At 44.0% G+C, this 17,557-nt stretch carries 13 protein-coding genes; 5 read left to right on the top strand and 8 right to left on the bottom strand.

Going from position 1 to position 17,557, the window contains the following annotated elements:
• Nucleotides 1–184 precede the first annotated feature (184 nt).
• From M4S28_RS18750 to M4S28_RS18740, 3 genes are all read right to left on the bottom strand, one after another.
• Nucleotides 185–2,284, bottom strand: a complete 2,100-nt coding sequence (locus tag M4S28_RS18750; protein WP_249633485.1) for a tRNA(Met) cytidine acetyltransferase TmcA domain-containing protein — start codon at nucleotides 2,282–2,284, stop codon at nucleotides 185–187.
• A 93-nt stretch (nucleotides 2,285–2,377) separates the two neighbouring features.
• Nucleotides 2,378–3,352, bottom strand: a complete 975-nt coding sequence (locus M4S28_RS18745) for a ParB/RepB/Spo0J family partition protein (protein WP_004732564.1) — start codon at nucleotides 3,350–3,352, stop codon at nucleotides 2,378–2,380.
• 5 nt (nucleotides 3,353–3,357) lie between these two features.
• Entirely contained in the window at nucleotides 3,358–4,575 is a 1,218-nt protein-coding gene (locus tag M4S28_RS18740) for a ParA family protein (RefSeq protein WP_004732566.1), read from the bottom strand.
• A gap of 1,265 nt (nucleotides 4,576–5,840) precedes the next feature.
• Here M4S28_RS18740 and M4S28_RS18735 point away from each other — a divergent pair.
• A complete protein-coding gene (locus tag M4S28_RS18735; protein WP_004732568.1) occupies nucleotides 5,841–7,820 on the top strand; it encodes a replication initiator protein RctB domain-containing protein in 1,980 nt (659 codons plus the stop codon).
• Between the two features lie 444 nt (nucleotides 7,821–8,264).
• Here the strand turns inward: M4S28_RS18735 and M4S28_RS18730 are convergent, their stop codons facing one another.
• From M4S28_RS18730 to M4S28_RS18720, 3 genes are read right to left on the bottom strand one after another with little or no spacing between them, the layout of a single operon-like run.
• Nucleotides 8,265–8,810 carry a transcriptional regulator gene (locus M4S28_RS18730; RefSeq protein WP_249633484.1) on the bottom strand — a complete coding sequence of 182 codons (546 nt, stop codon included), beginning with the start codon at nucleotides 8,808–8,810 and terminating at the stop codon, nucleotides 8,265–8,267.
• Nucleotides 8,807–9,739, bottom strand: coding sequence for an ATP-binding cassette domain-containing protein (locus tag M4S28_RS18725; protein ID WP_065680955.1), 933 nt, complete (start codon nucleotides 9,737–9,739; stop codon nucleotides 8,807–8,809). The genes M4S28_RS18730 and M4S28_RS18725 overlap by 4 nt, the downstream gene beginning before the upstream one ends.
• A 9-nt stretch (nucleotides 9,740–9,748) precedes the next feature.
• Nucleotides 9,749–10,573: an ABC transporter ATP-binding protein gene (locus tag M4S28_RS18720; protein WP_249633483.1), complete on the bottom strand. Its 825-nt coding sequence runs from the start codon at nucleotides 10,571–10,573 to the stop codon at nucleotides 9,749–9,751.
• Nucleotides 10,574–10,935: 362 nt separating this feature from the next.
• Here M4S28_RS18720 and M4S28_RS18715 point away from each other — a divergent pair, with 362 nt between their 5' ends.
• Nucleotides 10,936–11,130, top strand: coding sequence for a PA3496 family putative envelope integrity protein (locus M4S28_RS18715; RefSeq protein WP_249633482.1), 195 nt, complete (start codon nucleotides 10,936–10,938; stop codon nucleotides 11,128–11,130).
• A 190-nt stretch (nucleotides 11,131–11,320) separates the two neighbouring features.
• Complete coding sequence (ybiA, locus tag M4S28_RS18710; RefSeq protein WP_102450073.1) at nucleotides 11,321–11,881, top strand: riboflavin biosynthesis intermediates N-glycosidase; 561 nt, start codon at nucleotides 11,321–11,323, stop codon at nucleotides 11,879–11,881.
• 182 nt (nucleotides 11,882–12,063) lie between these two features.
• Here the strand turns inward: ybiA and M4S28_RS18705 are convergent, their stop codons facing one another.
• On the bottom strand, nucleotides 12,064–12,822 hold the full coding sequence (locus tag M4S28_RS18705; protein WP_237289975.1) for a substrate-binding periplasmic protein: 759 nt from the start codon (nucleotides 12,820–12,822) through the stop codon (nucleotides 12,064–12,066).
• Between the two features lie 88 nt (nucleotides 12,823–12,910).
• Between M4S28_RS18705 and M4S28_RS18700 the strand changes: the two genes are divergently transcribed.
• Nucleotides 12,911–15,340 (top strand): response regulator, encoded by a 2,430-nt coding sequence (locus M4S28_RS18700; RefSeq protein WP_249633481.1) that lies wholly within the window; start codon nucleotides 12,911–12,913, stop codon nucleotides 15,338–15,340.
• 128 nt (nucleotides 15,341–15,468) lie between these two features.
• On the opposite strand, the gene M4S28_RS18695 is transcribed toward M4S28_RS18700, so the two are convergent.
• On the bottom strand, nucleotides 15,469–16,197 hold the full coding sequence (locus M4S28_RS18695) for a UTRA domain-containing protein (protein WP_102502126.1): 729 nt from the start codon (nucleotides 16,195–16,197) through the stop codon (nucleotides 15,469–15,471).
• A 211-nt stretch (nucleotides 16,198–16,408) separates the two neighbouring features.
• On the opposite strand from M4S28_RS18695, the gene M4S28_RS18690 reads away from it, so the two are divergent.
• Nucleotides 16,409–17,533, top strand: coding sequence for an ABC transporter substrate-binding protein (locus M4S28_RS18690; protein WP_249633480.1), 1,125 nt, complete (start codon nucleotides 16,409–16,411; stop codon nucleotides 17,531–17,533).
• Nucleotides 17,534–17,557 lie beyond the last annotated feature (24 nt).

Genomic DNA, 17,557 nt, shown 5'->3' with positions numbered 1-17,557 from the left:
TAAAGGCGAATAGCTTTAGAAGATTAAAGGCTGTTTCGGAGAGGTGGAACAGAAGTGATGAAGCTGATAATCAGGGTAAAAACGGATTTCAATATGGAGCTTCAGTTTACAGTGTAAATCCAAGATTCTAATTTACACTGTAAATCTAATTTGTAACGGTCAGTCCATTTAAATGATGGCTTGTCTATTTACACTGTAAATTTGCTAGCAATACATCGATGTCTTTACGAAACTGAATCTCTGCTTGTTTGCGACCAACAAGATTAAACTGTTCAACACAAGTCCCCCACTCTTTCTGCTGAATTACCTTTGCGATGAGTAAGTCAGAAATACCTATGTTTCGATCGTTACCAAGTAGAATCAAGTTCAGTACGCTGAAGCTAATCGCATCGTAACTGTTGCCACCGTTCACGTAATTTCTAACTAACTGAGTTTCAAACTCGCTAACGGTATCGACACTCTTTGGCAGCAGTACGCACACCATTTCGGTTTCAAGTGAAACCAAAGAACCTGAAACAAGAAAGCAATAGCTACGCTCGAAGTGACTTAGAGCTTGGTTAATCCAGCTTTGGGAGTTTGAGGTAAGCGCCTTAACCATCAATACCGAGTGACAGCCACTAGCCTGATCTCGTTGGTGGCCAATATGGACAGGTACAAAATCGTTATCGCGCCAGAATGAAATCAACTCACTAGTCGCACCGAAGCTTGTCGCGAGATAATCCGCTTGGCTGGTTTGCTCTGATAACTTAGCCAACATCCAACCACCAATGCCCAAACCCTGATGAGGCGTTGAAACTGCAATGCGCATCACTCGAAGGCAGCGACTGGTCGCCGCTTCTGTACAGCCAAGTTGGTTTGCCAGTAACACAGGTGCAAGGTGTCCTTGAGGCCTGCGTTTTCCAATTTGAATCTGAGCGATCAAATCTTTATCTAAACCACCCTCTTCAGTAACCAACATACAACCTAAGCATTCATTTTGCTTCCAGGCGGTGTACAAACGGATTGCTGAATTGTTGAGGAACTGCATTAAATCGTTGGGTGACGTCTGATAATGAGCATCTACAAGTAGAGAAAAACATCGTTGTAACTTGTGTGGATTAGCCAAGCAATCTGCTTTTGATAGTTCAACTAAATCTAATTGGTTGATTGTCTGATCAGAAAAGTTATCTAATTCATGAATCGCCGAGTCACTTAGCGACGCGTCGTTACCAAGCAGGAAGCAATCAAACAACCAAGCTTCTAGTGGGTCGTTGTTGTTCCAACGAATAGGTTGTTCGAGCTTAAAGCCTTTCCAACCAGGGCGGTGTACAGAAAGCCAAGATTCAAACTTAATCCCAAACCCTCGTCCACTGCCCTCGTAACCGTGTACCGTGGTTGAAAAAACCATACGATGATAAATGCCGACCATGAACTTGAGCATAGGGATTGGAATAGCAGCCGCTTCATCAACCAATAGCAGGTCGCAATCAGGCTTAGATTTAAGTAAGTCGTCCGGAGCCACGAATCTTAAACTTCCCCCTTGATGGCGAATGTGAGTAGCATTAACCACTTCAATGACTTCGAGTCTCTGTATTGCATGGGAAAATACAGGCTCGATTGCTTTCACTGAAGGCGCAGTCACAATAATATCTAATCCATGACGTTCAACCAGAAGCTGCGCTGCAGCAATCCCCAACGTCGAGCTTTTACCGCGACCTCTATCTGCGGTAAGAATCAAAGGACGTTTGCGATGCCCAGACAACACCTTTTTGACCAACTCAACTGCCACGTTTTGCTGTTCAAATCTATCCAATCCGATTTCAGCGTTTTGTTTTGGGGGGAATGCGTTACTCGCTTGAGTAACATCGCCAGCTTCATTAGCTTGCGAAACAGAAATGAGTTTATCGAAATGCCCCTTTAACCAACGTTGGCCAAAGCAAGAACTCCTACCCTCTTCAGCTTCATTAACGTTTGGCGGCAACACCAACAACAAACCGCCACCCACTAACGATCCCAGTGCTGCGCTGAAACCATTCGCGTCAAACTGATCTCTAAAATCACAAACAAGAACCTGGCACTCACGCCCCAGAAGCTGCTGCCCCTTCTTGACCGGAGCATGCGTCACATCATCGAATGGGACACCGCCAATCTGAAAAATGGATTTAACGTTCTTATCTTGAAGGAAAGTTGAAATAGCCGTGTTTTGCCAATCGACATCACCGTTAAAAACCACGCCGTAACGGTGATCATTATGTTGAGCAACATCAGAAAGTGTATGCAGAAAAGTGTTGGTTGGGTTTGTCATAGTTAGCGTCCAGATTCATCTAGACACAGTTTATCACAGCCAAATAAAAAGCCGCATAATGCGGCTTTAGAGTCGTAATGGAAAGTTGTCGACTTAGTCGAGCTTCGATTGAACGAAGGCTAAAATCTCTTCCATTGTCGCATCATCCACTTTCTTAAGGTTCAACGCCAAGTTTGAACCCTTACGGCTGTATGAAGCGCGGCCTTTAATAAGCTCAACTTTTGGAGAAGCTTTCTTCGCTGGCGCAGGTGCCAATTCAAGAATCCAACCTTCCAAAGTTTCAGTAACGTCTTTAGTTAAACGCGTAACACCTTGTGCTTCGCTACGCTGCCATACAAAACCTTCAGAAGCATCACACTTAGTCAGTAATGTTTGCTGCTGTTCGCCAGTCAGGCCACCAAATTGTTTGTGCAGCTTAACAATGGTTGGGCGACCAAGATCGCTCACATTTGGGTAAGCTTGTAGCAGTTCAAGAGGCAAAGCCGCCGCTTTCAACGCGCCACTCACCAAAGCTTCACTGCACTGGAACATTTTCGCTAGTGCTTTCTGGTCTTCAGCTTCGCCTTTATCTAGCTTCGCTTGCATCTCTTTACCCTTCTCATACAGAGAAAGCGGTTTATGAGCGTTAGCGACATCAGATAGGAACTTAGCGTGTTCGCCGTTGATGTTTTCAGCAACATAGATAAGGAACTCTTTGTCAGCCAAAATACACGACATACGACGACGGCTACCATCGAGAACTTCAATCTTACCGTCTTTGTTTTTACGACCAACCGCTGGGTATTGCTGGCCACGTTCTTTCAATGTTGTAAGAACATCAGAAAGCGCGTGCTCGTTTAAGAAAGATTGCTCACGAGCATTTTCTTCGAAAACAACCGTTTGAGTTGCTACGTCAGCCGCCGGGATTCGAACTAGTTCAAATGAAACCAATTCTTCGCCCGCAACAGAAAGCTCGATCACTTGAGCCTGTTCTTTAGCCGCTGTTTGAGCTTCTTGTGGCGTTGCTACGCGACGTTTGTTTGCTTTACCAAATAGCTTTGCATTTAAGTCAGATGTTTTAATTGCCATTCTTGTTATCCCTGATTAAGTGAAGGCCAGTTGCTATGTAATACACGCTCTAATTCTAGAGCACTTTTTTGTACTGCGTCTTGAGCGACAGCCAGAGTTTTCTTACCACCCTCAAAGTCGCTAACCGTTAGATCGAAAACCGTGCTGTAAGTATCTGCACAGGTTTCAAAAGCGCGGCTTCTTGGAATAGTGGCCATCATTACTTGGTCATTCAACAGGTAGTTCATCTCAGTTAATACTGATACCTGCTTCTTGTTGTCATCTTCAAACATGGTTGGCATTAGACGAACAAATTCGAGCCCTTTCCAGTCGTCCGGGAACATCTCGTACACGGTTGGTAAGTGCTGGAAGAAGTTAACCGTTGAAGCCCAATCCAAACGCTTGGCTGCACATGGAATCAGAAGAGCGTTCGATGCGTACATTGCGTTCCACACTAGAGGGTCTACGTGCGGGCCGGTATCAATCATAATCACATCAAAATCATCAGCAATTTTGTCGATAAGCTTCTCTTTTAAAAGACGAACAATATCAAGTGACTGATCTTGAGATAGGCTTTGCCACGCTTCAGCGTTAAACATCGCGTCTTCTGGGAACGCCGAAATCGTCTTTAGATTCGGATACTGTGTTGGTAAAAGTACGTTCTTACGCAAGAATTCAAGGTCAACATCTTGGCCTTCTGGCACGTTGTCCAACATGATATCAACAGCAGAATAGATACTGTCGTGCTCTGCACCACTAATTTGTGGGTTCAAGAACAGACGCAAAGAACCTTGTGGATCCAAGTCAATTAAGCAGATACGGTAGCGCTTATCTAAGTTCAAAGACAGACAAGCCGCTAGGTGGACCGCTGTCATTGATTTACCCGTACCACCCTTTTGGTTCTGCACGTTAATAACCCATGGCTTATTGTCTACATGCTGCTTACGTTGATGGAACTTCGGCACTTCAGCTGCGTCCATCAGCATGTGAGCTTCAGTCAATGAAATCGAGTAATGATTGGCGTTGTTCTTTGTAAACTGATGACCATCCGCTTCAAGCTTGTTGATAGCCTCATCCAATTTTCGACGAGTTAAGCCCGAACGCGTCTCCATCATAGCTTTAGACATTGGAGGGAAATGTTCATCACTTCGCTCTTCCAAAATAATCTCAATTCGGTCAGCCTGAACTTGTTGAGTTTGTTCGGCTAGCTGATAGAGCTTATCAATCGTTTGTTCTCTTTTCATTGCCAGTTTCCGTAATGATTAACCTAGAACAAATTGTACAGCGATTAACAACAAACACAACAAAAACATGAACATACATTTATGAGTAAAATCACATAAAATAGACTGTATTTTTACAGTTTGATGAAAAATAGGCTTAGATGAACACAAAAACGTCTATTTTTATCACCGCTAACAGTGCTATTTCCGGTTTACATTTAAAATGTTACATCGTCACTTATTTACAATGTAAATGTAAATGTAATTACAGCAAATAAACTTCGGAACGATTGAAATACAACCATAGATTACGGTTGGTGTGATTTGCATTCGAATTTGTCAGATTTTCAATAAAAAATAACCAAACAGACCAAATGGACTAAAAATTCAAAGTCGACGTAAAAATCGAGTGTAATAAAACAAAAGAGAATTGGAACCTATCCGGAAGAATGATCATGGAGTACATCGACAGTTGGATAATTGATAAGGCCAAATTATGAAGCATGATCAAGGCCTAAACTCACCAATATTGATCGGAGTAAGTGCATGTTAGAAATGATCAACTCACGGAAAAATGATCAAGTAAATATCGTTCCGGAAGCATATAAATATAGAGCTAACTTACGGACAAATGCTTTTGTAATGGGGATTCAAGCTCTATAAGGCCTCATTGCTTGGAAATTCAATCGACACGGATTACAAATACAGAAACATGACAATTTCATGATCATGCTTCCTGATTTATGGTGTGTCGAGCTAAAAGCCCCCAACCAGTGATTATGGAACCAATACCGATTGAATTTTGAACGCCAAAGGGGAAGAACGATGTAAAAGGGGCATTACTTGATCATTGTTCCGATGAATTGGCTGTCAAAAATATCCACATAGGTGACTTAGAAGCCGCTTAATACAACTTGATCAATTACGGACTGTGGATAAGCTGTTTAAGCATAATGATCATGCTTTCGAACCGATAATGATCATGCTTACAATGACTTAATGATCATCGTTCTGAAGTTCTGTGATCATGCTTTCTTTAATTTAATGATCATCGTTTCGAGTTCTTTATGATCATGCTTTCCAATTGGATTTTTTTTAACACTTACAATTCATATACTTAAAAGCAAACTCACAGCCAGATCATTAGATCACTTAATCATTTAAGATCATATTAATCAAAAAGATCAGTTATTTAAAAGCCAATAAATTCTCTTTATTTATGATCATTCTTTCTTTATCATTCAGGAACTATAGTGAAATTACGGTTAGTGTGATACGGATCAAAAATGAAACCAGAAGAGAAATTGTTAATTAAGGCACGAAGCCACAAAGATGGTCATTTATTTGAGGTATCTGAAACAGCCGTTGAATGGATAGAACAATATCAACACTTCAAAGGGGTCACCAAAAGCATCGTTGAGCTTCTTAACCTAATTTCACTACGTGGGTTTAGCAGCAAAGATGGATACGTCTCCACCACCGAGATTATTGAATCAACTGATGGTCAAGTGACTCGCGCCGCCTTGCAACAAAGGCTGAGAGCCGCTGTAAGTATTGGTCTGTTCAAACAAATCCCAGTTCGTTTTGAAGAAGGCCTTGCGGGTAAAACCATGTTGCATCGCTTTGTGAACCCAAACCAATTGATATCGGTTCTGGGTGCCACCAGTTTAGTGACAGAAAGCGTCAAGCAAAATGAAAAGCAGAAGCGTTCTAAAGCACTAGCTCAAACCAAAGTAAACAAGCGCTTACTGAATGAACACGGACTGAATACACCACCGACGATGAAAGACGAAGCGGATCAATTCATTGTTTCTCCAACCAATTGGGCGGGGATTATTGATCAAGCGTTGGCGCCACCTAGAACACGTAAGAGCTACCAGAAATCTATGGTTTCGATCTCTGGCACTCGAGCGGTGATCGAGACACGATCTTCTAAAAACATCATGACGGTTGACGATCTGATGACGCTGTTCGCGTTATTCACGCTTACTGTTCAATATCATGATCACCACCAAGATGATTATCATCTCGACGCGAAACACACACCGAACAAAACACCACTCTACATCACTGATATTTTGTCTTTGCGTGGCAAGAAAGACAGCGGTCCTGCACGCGATTCGATCCGTGACAGTATTGATCGTATCGAATTTACGGATTTCCAACTGCACGAGCTCACGGGCCGTTGGCTTAGCGAGAACATGCCAGAAGGCTTCAAGAGTGATCGTTTCCGATTCTTAGCTAGAACCATTACGGCATCGGAAGAAGCGCCTACAGAGGGCTCTGATGGCGAAATTCGCATTAAACCGAACCTGTATATCCTTGTCTGGGAACCTTCGTTCTACGAAGAGCTGCTGACGCGTGATTATTTCTTCCTATTTCCGCCAGAAATCCTGAAACAACATACCTTGGTCTTCCAAATGTATTCGTACTTTAGAAGCCGTATGGCACGTCGCCATTCAGATTGTATGTTACTGAGCGAGCTGAACCAGAAGTTGGCTCGTAATATCGATTGGCGTCGTTTCTCGATGGATTTGATCCGCGAACTCAGAAAATTGGGCGAAGTAGGGGATCAAGAAGATACCTTCCTGGTGAATCTTTGGGGTTATCACTTGACGATCACGGCGTTGATCGAAAAAGGAAAAACCACCGATTATCAGGTTGATATCAAATGTAATGTCGAAGAGGTGTTGCGTTATTCAAGAGCGCGTACCACCAACGCCGGTAAGCGTAATATGGCCCCAACGCTACCGAACCCGCTGCGTAACGAGATGGTGTCTAAGCAGAAGCTGGAAGAGCTGTCTGAGATTATCGATGGTGAGTTTGAGCCAATTCAGCGTAAAGCTCCGTCGCCAAGAGGCAAATTGGGACGTCGAGTTAAGCAGCGTAAACACTCTGTTGAGATCAACGCTGATGAGATCATGATTACTCTCTCTAAATATACCTCCACAGAGGCTCTAGAACGCAGTATAACGGCTTTATCTGCTATGACCGGGCACTCACATGCCTCAATCAAAGAAGAGTGCTCAGAGCTCATTGAGAAGCTTGATTGGTTGAGAGTAGGGGAGGATGTTATCCCATACGAAACACTGAGTCGCTTAATTGAGCTGTACAACGACCGTGACAGCACCAGCAATCGACACCTGTCCATTGAACGTTTGATTTCTGGTTTGGCTGTACGTCGTAAAGTGTGTAAACAAGTTCACGAAGGTCATTTGGACGAGAATGTGTTTCTGGCGCTCGATGAAATGGCGATTGGCCATTAATCACGAGGGCGTGTTGATCTTTCGAGCTGATTTTTGCAGCAGAAATCCCCAGTAACAAGAAGCCCGTATTTACGGTCGATGAATGAATAATTTGAACACATTAGGTGTTGATTAAAACCGCACCTAACGCTGACAAAGTTCTGACAATGTAACGCATCCAGTTGATTATTATTTATCCCGAATAGACAACCTTTGTCCTTTCTTATGATTAATAGATTGGCTCATATTTTGTTACATCATACTGAATAGATTTTTGCGAGTTCCTAAGGGACTCGCTTTTTTTTGCCTAAAATTCGTATAACCATTAAAATTCAATAGCTTATATATAAAGAGTGACAGCTGCCCTGAAGCATGATCAAGGCTAGATCATGCTTTCTACGGATCCTATTTGTGAAGGGATTCTGCTTTTGTGTTTGATCGATCATGGTTAAACCGTGGAGTGGATCAGTGGAGTTGACGTAGAGCATCACCTTGATCATCGTTCTGGTGTTGGCTTGCCATAAAACGCACATGCGATTCGATCAGTTTTTCTGATTCTTCCTTCCAGCGCAGTTCTTGTTGTTGGTTAGTAAATTCCAAAGCCAGTACACATAAATGCTGGAGCCGCTGCGTACACCACTCTTGCAAGTCAGGCTCTGATTTTGGGTCGCATGACACGGCCTGCAGCTTGCTATAGGCAAACATCAGGTATTGATAGGCCTTTTCTTGATTGTGCGAACCACCAGCCTCGTGTGAGAGCGATGATAAGCTTGGTGCTGCAAACTTTGTCGATGTCGTCAGCGTTCCGTCTTTATGTCGATAAAACGTAAAGATTCTCAGGCATCCATCTAGCCAACATGCGATGCCTTTGCTCTGTACATCCGTGATCATTGGCCCCCAGAGTGCGTCTGGAGGCGTTAAGATCAAAGGTTCTAACCGGTCCACTTGATCATGCTTTCGGTCTTTGTACCAATCTCCGATCCGCTCTAACCAAGTGTCTAGTTCATTCATGCAACGTTATCCCACTGTTTTACAAAGTGATTATCAGCAACTTGCTTGATTTCATGCTGTATTTCACAGCTCTGCTCTCGAATTCGGTCTGCGTTTATTGAATAGTTTGGCTCATTTTTGACCAGTTCGCCAAATGGCAGATCGGGATCGGGAACGGCAGAGATCAACAGTTTAGTGTACGGATGTTGTGGATTGGTTAAGATCGACTGTGTTGATCCCCATTCGACGATCTGCCCTTTGTACATTACCGCCGTCTCTTCTGCGATGTAATGTGCCGTAGCAAGATCGTGAGTTATGTACAAAAAGCCAATCCCCAACTCTTTCTTCATTTTTTGCATCAGGTTTAACACGCCAAGTCGTATTGAAACATCCAACATCGAGGTAGGTTCATCGGCAAGGATAACCTCTGCACCCACTGCGAGCGCTCTTGCTAAATTAACCCGCTGTCTTTGGCCACCACTGAGCTCATGAGGGTATTTGGCGAGAGTTTCAATGGGTAACTCCACCAGCGTTAATAACTCTTTGAGACGCTCTGTGAGAGCCTGTTTCGTGGCAACTTGCTTATGGATTTTAAGCGGGCGCGTTAAGTGGTGCTCAATGGTGTGAGTTGGATTAAGTGAGCCAAATGGGTCTTGAAATATCATTTGTACACGGCTGCGGTAATCCAAGATATCTTTGCGGCTTTTTAGGGTAGAGATGTCTCTGCCATTGAAAAGTATCTCTCCCTCTGTCGGTGGGTAAACCTTGGTCATCAATCGGGCGCAGGTGCTTTTCCCGCAGCCTGATTCTCCAACCAGCGCCAATGTTTTACCGGCATGCAAATCAAAACTCACCCCATGCAGTGCTCTAAAGATCGCTTCTTTGCCAAATCCACCGCCAACGGTGAACTCTTTAACGAGGTTTTTCACTTGAAAAATAGGTTGTGACATAGAGCTCTCCTAGCACGTAGTCGCGTGCGCATGTTCGTGAATGTTAGGGAAAGAACTCCATAGCTTTTGGGTGTAGGAGTGCTGAGGGTTGTTACGAATCTCATAGGCTTGGTTGATTTCAACGATCTGGCCGTGGCGCATGATGGCAATGCGGTCACATAGCTGGCTCATTAGTGCCAGGTCATGGGTGATGAACAATATCGAAAACCCAAACTCTTCTCTGAGTTGGTGTATTTGCTGCAGAATTTCGCGTTGTACAACCACATCAAGCGCCGTTGTCGGCTCGTCCATGATGATCAATTTGGGATTGAGGGCGAGCGCGATGGCGATGACTAAGCGTTGACGCATCCCTCCGCTGAACTGATGCGGATATTCGGTGAGGCGGTTACGAGGAATGTTTACAAGGTCGAGGAGCTTCTCTGCGCGGTCTTTAGCTTGTTCGTTGGTCATTCCTTTGTGGTGACGTAAAACATCAGCGAACTGCTCTTCAATGGTCAGTACGGGATTGAGTGAGTTCATCGCACTTTGGAACACCATGGCGATTTCGCTCCAACGCAAGGTGTTCAAGTGGTCGTCAGATAAACCGAGCAGATCTTGCCCGTTGAACAGTATTTGCCCGCCAGAGATGAAAGCAGGCGGCTTGTGTAAACGGTTAATGGCAAACGCGATGGTACTTTTTCCGCACCCTGATTCGCCAGCCAAACCAAAAATCTCGCCTTGGCCTATGCTAAAGCTTACGGATTTTACGGCATTAAAATCACCGTCATCGGTGATGTAATCGACACATAGATTCTTCACTTCGAGAAGTGGTTTATCTGAATTTTCCCTAGACATGATAAATACTCAGTTATGATATTGATAACTATTATCATTAACATGAAGTGAATTTAGTGAAAGCGATGAGCACAAAAAGAATGAAGTGCCTCGAAATTTATCTTGGGTTATTTCACGAAGTTTCAGTGGGAAACAAGAAATGAGAACGGGGAAAATGAGAGGTGGATCAAACCACATTTCTTATGGGGAATCTTGTAAATGTAATTGCAGAAAATGGCTTTGGCAAAGTTTAAATGAGGCATTTGTTAATTAGCTTTGTGAAGCGTCGGAATCATCACATTTCAGTACAGAATGTCTTAACAAGTGAAATAGCATTTGCTACAGATTACCTGTCCATTACATGGTGCTTTTCGGAGGAAAACATGTCCATTAATTCTATCAACCATGATGAAATGACAAATATTGCAAACAAGTGGGATGCTGATGAAGAAGTATCTTTCAAACCAGAAAAGAAAATGAAGTCCGCTGAAGCTCGTCGTCGTATTGAAGCTCTAAGAGAAATTAGAGAAAGCGGTTTTAGTCTGGAAGAAGCGAGGGAACTCGGTCTTATTCACTAATGACCCCTATTGCATTTAAGAGGGTGGCGCCCCGCCACCCTTTGATTTATATAATTTTTTTAAAGGGCTGTGAGTTTTTAATAAGTAAACCATGCCCCTTGTCTCTCACCATTTAAATCCATTGCCCTTCCTTTAGATTGCTTGTTCCCGACTAAAAACATGCTCATGACATACTCTTGAACTAAGTTGTTTGACAGCAATATGCAACGCCACTAATTTTAAAGTTAAAGCAAAAATATGTGATGTCGTTGGTAAGGAGAAGGCTATGTCTAATTCTGTGGCTAAAGCCAAAGAAGTGCTGTTTTATGAACCTGAAGATCCAAACGGATACCTGTCAAATTTTGCAGCTTGTCCCATCAAGGTTAACGATCAAGTTTGGGCAACCAGCGAACATTATTATCAAGCGATGAAATTTGCTTCTGAAGCGTTACGCAATACTATTTTGGAAGCCAGTACCCCTGCTGAAGCGTTCTCTTTAAGTCGTGATTATGAAGATCAAGTTCGAGAAGATTGGTATGACATTCGTGTTGAAGTGATGCAGTTCATTGTGACTGAGAAGTTCAGACAGAACCCACAGTTTGCGCTGTTTCTGACTAACACCGGAGATTCGGTGATCAAAGAGCATTCTCATAAAGACCATTTTTGGGGCGATGGTGGTGATGGAACTGGTGAGAACCGCTTAGGTGAAATTTTGATGGCGGTGCGACAACAGCTTCGTAATCAACAACTGCATTTGATTGCTTCGCACTAACCTATCGAGTACAAGTTCAAAGATAGTTTTCCTAAACGTTAAATTTTAAAGGCCGCTCTGCAGTTTAGTATTAAGCTAGACTAAGCAGAGCGGCCTTTTCGTTGCAAGTCGAGCTAAGGTGACTAAGAGTAAAAAAGTGCTCTACAACGTCAACTAGGCGCTATTACAGATAAACGAAGGGTCTATAAGTACCCTTGCACGATGTCATCGAGCTGACCATCGTCTTTCATTTGGTCGAGACGTTGGTTGATGAAGCTTTGCAGCTTAGGATCCATCTCAGGGTCAAATGCCAAATGGATAGGGTAGTTATTGATCACTGAACCAAATTCTTGCATCTGGTAATCATCAATACTTAACTTCTGCTCGTTAAGGTTGTATTTGATTCTCGATTCCATCTCAACAAAAACGGTATCGCCCGGAGTTCGGTTTAATACACGAAAAGCCGCGCTGTAATCTTTAACTCGAATCTCGTTGAGCTTACCTTGTTCGATGTAAGGCTCTAGATTTGGATATTCAAACCCCACCAACAAGACCACCGCTTTTCCGTTTAAATCGTCGATAGTATTGAACTCAAATGGTTCCTTGCCACTGCTGAGCAACACGTGTTTTACATTGTAAATTGGATCTTTAGACAGGTTTACAGATTGGATGTTTCCCCAACTAGGGCTGCCGTAGGTTACCCAGTTTGGATTCTCTCTCGCGTCGAGCTTGTCAATCATGCGGTTGAAAGGGTAGGTGTGGTAATCGATCTCGTATTGGCTGTCATCAAATACGGCCTCAACAATATCCGAAACCATTCCTCTGTGAGATGACCCGTCAGTTTCGATCTGAAAAGGTTGCGCTTGGCTCGCAATAATGTAGTAGTGAACAGGTTCGCTTGCAAAAGCATAACTGCTTGAAAACAAACTGACTATGGATGCAAATATAAGATGTTTTTTCATAACCTTCCCTAGTTATTTGATGAATGACTACTATTATACTAGTTGAGTAATTGTAGTTTGCTAGGATAACAATAATGGTAATTTGTGTATGGTGACAAAAGGAAAACGCTATATTGGACTCTCCCGACAGTTGATCGGGACTATCATAGCAATCAGCACCTTATTCACTGTTATAGTGACAGGTCTAGGGTTGTATGTGGAGTACCAAAGTCGAGTTTCTTTTATCAGTTCTCAGATCGAACAGGTTAAGGCTGGCTATCTTTCGGGTTTAACATCCAGTTTGTGGGTTGAAGATCGAGAGCAACTGTTTGTGCAAGCCGAAGGTATCTCCCGCCTACCTTCGGTTAGTTACCTTCTTATCGAAAGTCCCGATGAAAAAATTCTAGAATTAGGTCAAAAGACCTCAGGTCAGTCTTATTCCCAGTCTTGGGAAATGGTGCACCAGATGGGGGGGACAGATTTCCCATTAGCGACGCTCACGGTGCAATCTGATTTGAGCATGATCCTCAACGACTTTGAAGAACGAGTTCTACTATTGCTGGCCTTCGAAGCCGTTAAAATCTTCTTATTGTCTCTGGTTTGTTTAACGATCGTCTATCGTCTCGTGGTCAAACGCTTGATGACTATGTCTTCCCAAATCAACCAGCAACAGGTCGAAGACAACAAACCACGCTTCATAACGCCAACCGATTCTACTTACAGAGACGAGATCTCGACACTAGAGAGTAGCTATAACCAGTCGGTTGAACGTATTCGTCAACAATACCAAGAACTGGAAAAAGCCAAAGATGTCGCTGAGGTTGCCAACCGCAACAAAAGTGAATTTCTTGCCAACATGAGCCACGAGATCCGTACCCCGATGAACGGGATTATCGGACTGTCGTCTCTGCTCTCTGAAATGGATATGCCGAAAGAGCAAAAAGAGTATGTCGATATGCTCAATACCTCTTCGCTTACTCTACTCGACTTAATCAATGACATTCTCGACTACTCGAAGATAGAAGCGGGTCGTCTAGAACTGCAACAAGAACCAATGAAGATGATGGGTATTGCTGCCGATGTTGAATCGACGTTTAGAGTTAAAGCCGAGCAGAAAGGGCTCAGATTCCAACTGGCGATTGATCCTAAGATCCCAACCATGGTGATTGGCGATGGCACCCAGCTAAGACAAGTACTGAATAACTTGGTCGGTAACGCCATCAAATTTACCGAGCATGGTCATGTCACACTCTCACTTCGCTTGGAAGAAGTCATAGAACCAGAACAAAAGCTCAGAGTGAAATTTGAGGTGACTGACAGCGGTATTGGTATTGCTGAAGACAAGCAACAATCGGTGTTCGATAAGTTTCAACAAGCCGACGGCAGCACCACCCGTATTTACGGAGGCACCGGGCTTGGTCTGACGATATGCGATAAGATCGTGACCTTAATGGGCAGCAAGCTTGAGCTAACCAGTGTCGTAGGCAAGGGGAGTACATTCTACTTTACCGCTGACTTTGACCCGAGCCTGGACGTTGACGAAAGCAATATCGATTTTAATAAAGTCTCGGTGCTTCTGGTTGATGATAGTCAGCTGAATATGCGGATTACCTCAACACAGCTTCAATCATTCGGCGTTAAGTCGGAGTGTTGTGAAACCGCCACCCAAGCGTTAGAGCTTGTTTCGGAGTCTGTGGCGAAGTCATCGCCTTATGATTTGGTGCTGATTGATAAAGTGATGCCGTCTATTGATGGGTTCCAGTTAGCAAGAAGTTTGATTGAGCGTTTTGACAAAGCGTGTCCTAAGCTGGTGATGATCTCTGCAGACCCACGAAAACAAGATGAAGCGCGCGCTAAACAAGTGGGTTTTGTTGCCTACATAGCTCGCCCTTATCAAGATAACCAACTTAAATGGACGTTGAGTGAAGTTCTCGCGAGAGCAGCGGATACCTCAAACTTTACCTATCCAAACAGAGGTGAGGTCGCGTTCAAAGACAATGAACCAGTACCATTAACCAAACCAACGGGTTCTGTTGAAGCTACACCAAAGGCTTCTGTCGCAACCACACAAACAGACAAACAAGCTCCAATCAAAGAAGAGCCAAAACCAGTGGCCGCTTCGTTTAGTGGCAAAGTATTGGTCGTTGAAGACTCGCGAGTAAACCAGCAAGTTGCCAAGATGATGCTCAAGAAGCTTGGCTTTGAGGTTGATATTGCCGATAACGGTGAGATTGGTGTCGAGAAATTCCAGGCCAACGAATACGAGATGATTTTTATGGATTGCCAGATGCCGGTTCTTGATGGCTTCGAAGCCACTAAACAGATCCGAGCGCTCGAAGAGGGCTCTTCACAACATATTCCAATCGTCGCACTCACGGCCAACGTTGTGCAGCGAGACAAGCATTTGTGTTTTGATGTGGGTATGGATGAGTTTTTACCAAAACCGGTTAATCAAGGAAAGCTGAGAGAGATCGTTGCCAATTTTTTATCTAAAGAAAGCGATTCGACCAAAGAAGAAGATGAGCAAAAGATTGTTTAGTTAGTGCCTCATTAAACGTAACCGTTGAAAACAAAAACTCCGACTGAATCAGTCGGAGTTTTTGTATGTGCTCGCTGTTTCTTCCTAAGCCAAAGCTTAAATAGGCCTAAGCAAATGGTTACGTGACGCTAACCAATACTATCAATATGAATCACTACAGAATCGGGTCGCCAGTATTCCAACTCGCAATCCATTAGTTCACCGTCCTGTTTGTAGTTCACTCGGCAGATCTTAAGAACAGGCTGGCCCTCTGCCAAATTCAGCGCCTTGGCGACATGCGCAGGGGCAGAGGTGGGTATCACATCAAAGCGCGAGCGTTGGGTCTCGTAGCCGTATTTTTCTCGGTAGATGCCTGTCAACGACATGGTGAGGTTTTCTGATAATACCTTTTCAAACAGCGGAGCTTTCAAGACGTTCTCAACGAAGAGTACCGCTCTGCCATCAATAAAGCGTAATCGCTCAATGACGTGTATCGGCGTTATCTGTTCTATCTCTAACGCTTTGGCGTAATCGCCCGCTGCCATTTCTGTTCGGGTGCTCAGCAGCCTTGTTTCTGCAATACGATGTTGTTCGCGAATCATTTGATGAAAGTGAGAACGTGACAATGGGTTGTAGCGAATCCGTTCGGGCGACACATACCAACCTCGGCGTTCCTCTCGGTATATCAAGCCTTCGGTTTCTAGAGACACCAGCGCATCTTTGAGCGTGATTCGTGTGGTGGAAAACAGCTCGCTGAGATCTCTTTCGGATGGCAGCTTTTGCCCCTCGGTGAAGATGCCAGATTGAAGCTGTTCTCTAATGCTCGCCTTAATTCTGCCTAGCTGTGTCCCTGATTGCCCTGTACCCAATGTTCTCATTGCTGATCTAGTCCATAAGTTCGTGTACTTAATAAGGTAAACCATGGAGTTAACAGGAATGTGACAGTAAACAAAGGCTTACTGTCATATGAGTGAAATATAACTGCCACGAAAATGCATCCTAACTGTCAAATAACTTGCGCGAAAGCGTCACACTCTGGCGATAGCATACAAAACGAACTTACTGACCTAGTCCAGAGGGATAGAGACAATGAAAACTTTGCTTAGCCGTTCAACTGTATCGCCAGTCAAACTGAGTGGTTTACCTGAAAAATTAATCGGTTCACCTGCAAAACTGTTAGGTGCAACGCTGATAACGGTAACACTTTCAATGCCAGCGATGGCGAAGGATGCTGATCTTGAGTCACTGATTGAAGCCGCTCAAAAAGAGGGTGCAGTTTACAGTGTGGGTATGCCAGACAGTTGGGCAAACTGGAAAGGCACATGGACAGACCTGAAAGCAAACTACGGTTTGAAGCATCAGGATACGGACATGAGCTCGGCGCAAGAGATCTCGAAATTCGAAGCAGAGAAAAGAAACGCAACCGCAGATATCGGTGATGTTGGTTTCGCCTTTGCACGTGTCGCTGTGAAAAAAGACGTAACGCAACCATACAAGCCAACCACTTGGAATGACATTCCAGACTGGGCGAAAGACAAAGATGGTCACTGGGCTCTGGCTTACACAGGTACTATCTCGTTCATTTCAAACAACAACCTTGTTGAAGATGCACCAAAATCTTGGAGTGACCTACTAGAAGGTGACTACAAAGTAACAGTCGGTGATGTAGGTGTAGCCGCGCAAGCAAACAACGCGATTCTAGCGGCAGCATTTGCAAATGGTGGTGATGAATCAAACCTAAAACCTGCGATTAAATTCTTTGGTGAACTAGCGAAGCAAGGCCGTCTATCTTACACAGATCCAAGCATTGCGAACCTTGAAAAAGGCGAAGTGGAAGTCGCGATCATGTGGGACTTCAACGCACTGAACTACCGCGACAAGATCGACCGTGAGCGCTTTACTGTAAGCATTCCACAAGATGGCTCTGTGATCTCTGGTTACACCACCATCATCAACAAATACGCGAAAAACCCGAATGCGGCGAAGTTGGCTCGTGAATACATCTTCAGCGACCAAGGCCAAATCAACCTAGCAGAAGGTTACGCACGTCCAATCCGTAGCAACGTTACGCTGCCTAAATCAGTACAAGACAAGCTGATCTCGAACGAAGAATACAGCAACGTGCACCCAGTATCTGACTTCTCAGCATGGGAAAAATCAGCACGTCGTCTGCCACGTCAATGGCAAGAAAGCGTATTGATTCACCAGCAATAATCCCGCTTAACACGCCACCTGTAA

The sequence above is a fragment of the Vibrio sp. J383 genome (genome assembly GCF_023503985.1).
Lineage (GTDB): Bacteria > Pseudomonadota > Gammaproteobacteria > Enterobacterales > Vibrionaceae > Vibrio > Vibrio splendidus.
This window is presented reverse-complemented; position numbering and strand designations above follow the sequence as displayed.

Excerpts from the sequence above, each read along its gene's own strand:
- M4S28_RS18750 (WP_249633485.1), bottom strand. The coding sequence starts at position 2,284 with ATGACAAACCCAACCAACACTTTTCTGCATACACTTTCTGATGTTGCT.
- M4S28_RS18745 (WP_004732564.1), bottom strand. The coding sequence starts at position 3,352 with ATGGCAATTAAAACATCTGACTTAAATGCAAAGCTATTTGGTAAAGCA.
- M4S28_RS18740 (WP_004732566.1), bottom strand. The coding sequence starts at position 4,575 with ATGAAAAGAGAACAAACGATTGATAAGCTCTATCAGCTAGCCGAACAA.
- M4S28_RS18735 (WP_004732568.1), top strand. The coding sequence starts at position 5,841 with ATGAAACCAGAAGAGAAATTGTTAATTAAGGCACGAAGCCACAAAGAT.
- M4S28_RS18730 (WP_249633484.1), bottom strand. The coding sequence starts at position 8,810 with ATGAATGAACTAGACACTTGGTTAGAGCGGATCGGAGATTGGTACAAA.
- M4S28_RS18725 (WP_065680955.1), bottom strand. The coding sequence starts at position 9,739 with ATGTCACAACCTATTTTTCAAGTGAAAAACCTCGTTAAAGAGTTCACC.
- M4S28_RS18720 (WP_249633483.1), bottom strand. The coding sequence starts at position 10,573 with ATGTCTAGGGAAAATTCAGATAAACCACTTCTCGAAGTGAAGAATCTA.
- M4S28_RS18715 (WP_249633482.1), top strand. The coding sequence starts at position 10,936 with ATGTCCATTAATTCTATCAACCATGATGAAATGACAAATATTGCAAAC.
- M4S28_RS18705 (WP_237289975.1), bottom strand. The coding sequence starts at position 12,822 with ATGAAAAAACATCTTATATTTGCATCCATAGTCAGTTTGTTTTCAAGC.
- M4S28_RS18700 (WP_249633481.1), top strand. The coding sequence starts at position 12,911 with ATGGTGACAAAAGGAAAACGCTATATTGGACTCTCCCGACAGTTGATC.
- M4S28_RS18695 (WP_102502126.1), bottom strand. The coding sequence starts at position 16,197 with ATGAGAACATTGGGTACAGGGCAATCAGGGACACAGCTAGGCAGAATT.
- M4S28_RS18690 (WP_249633480.1), top strand. The coding sequence starts at position 16,409 with ATGAAAACTTTGCTTAGCCGTTCAACTGTATCGCCAGTCAAACTGAGT.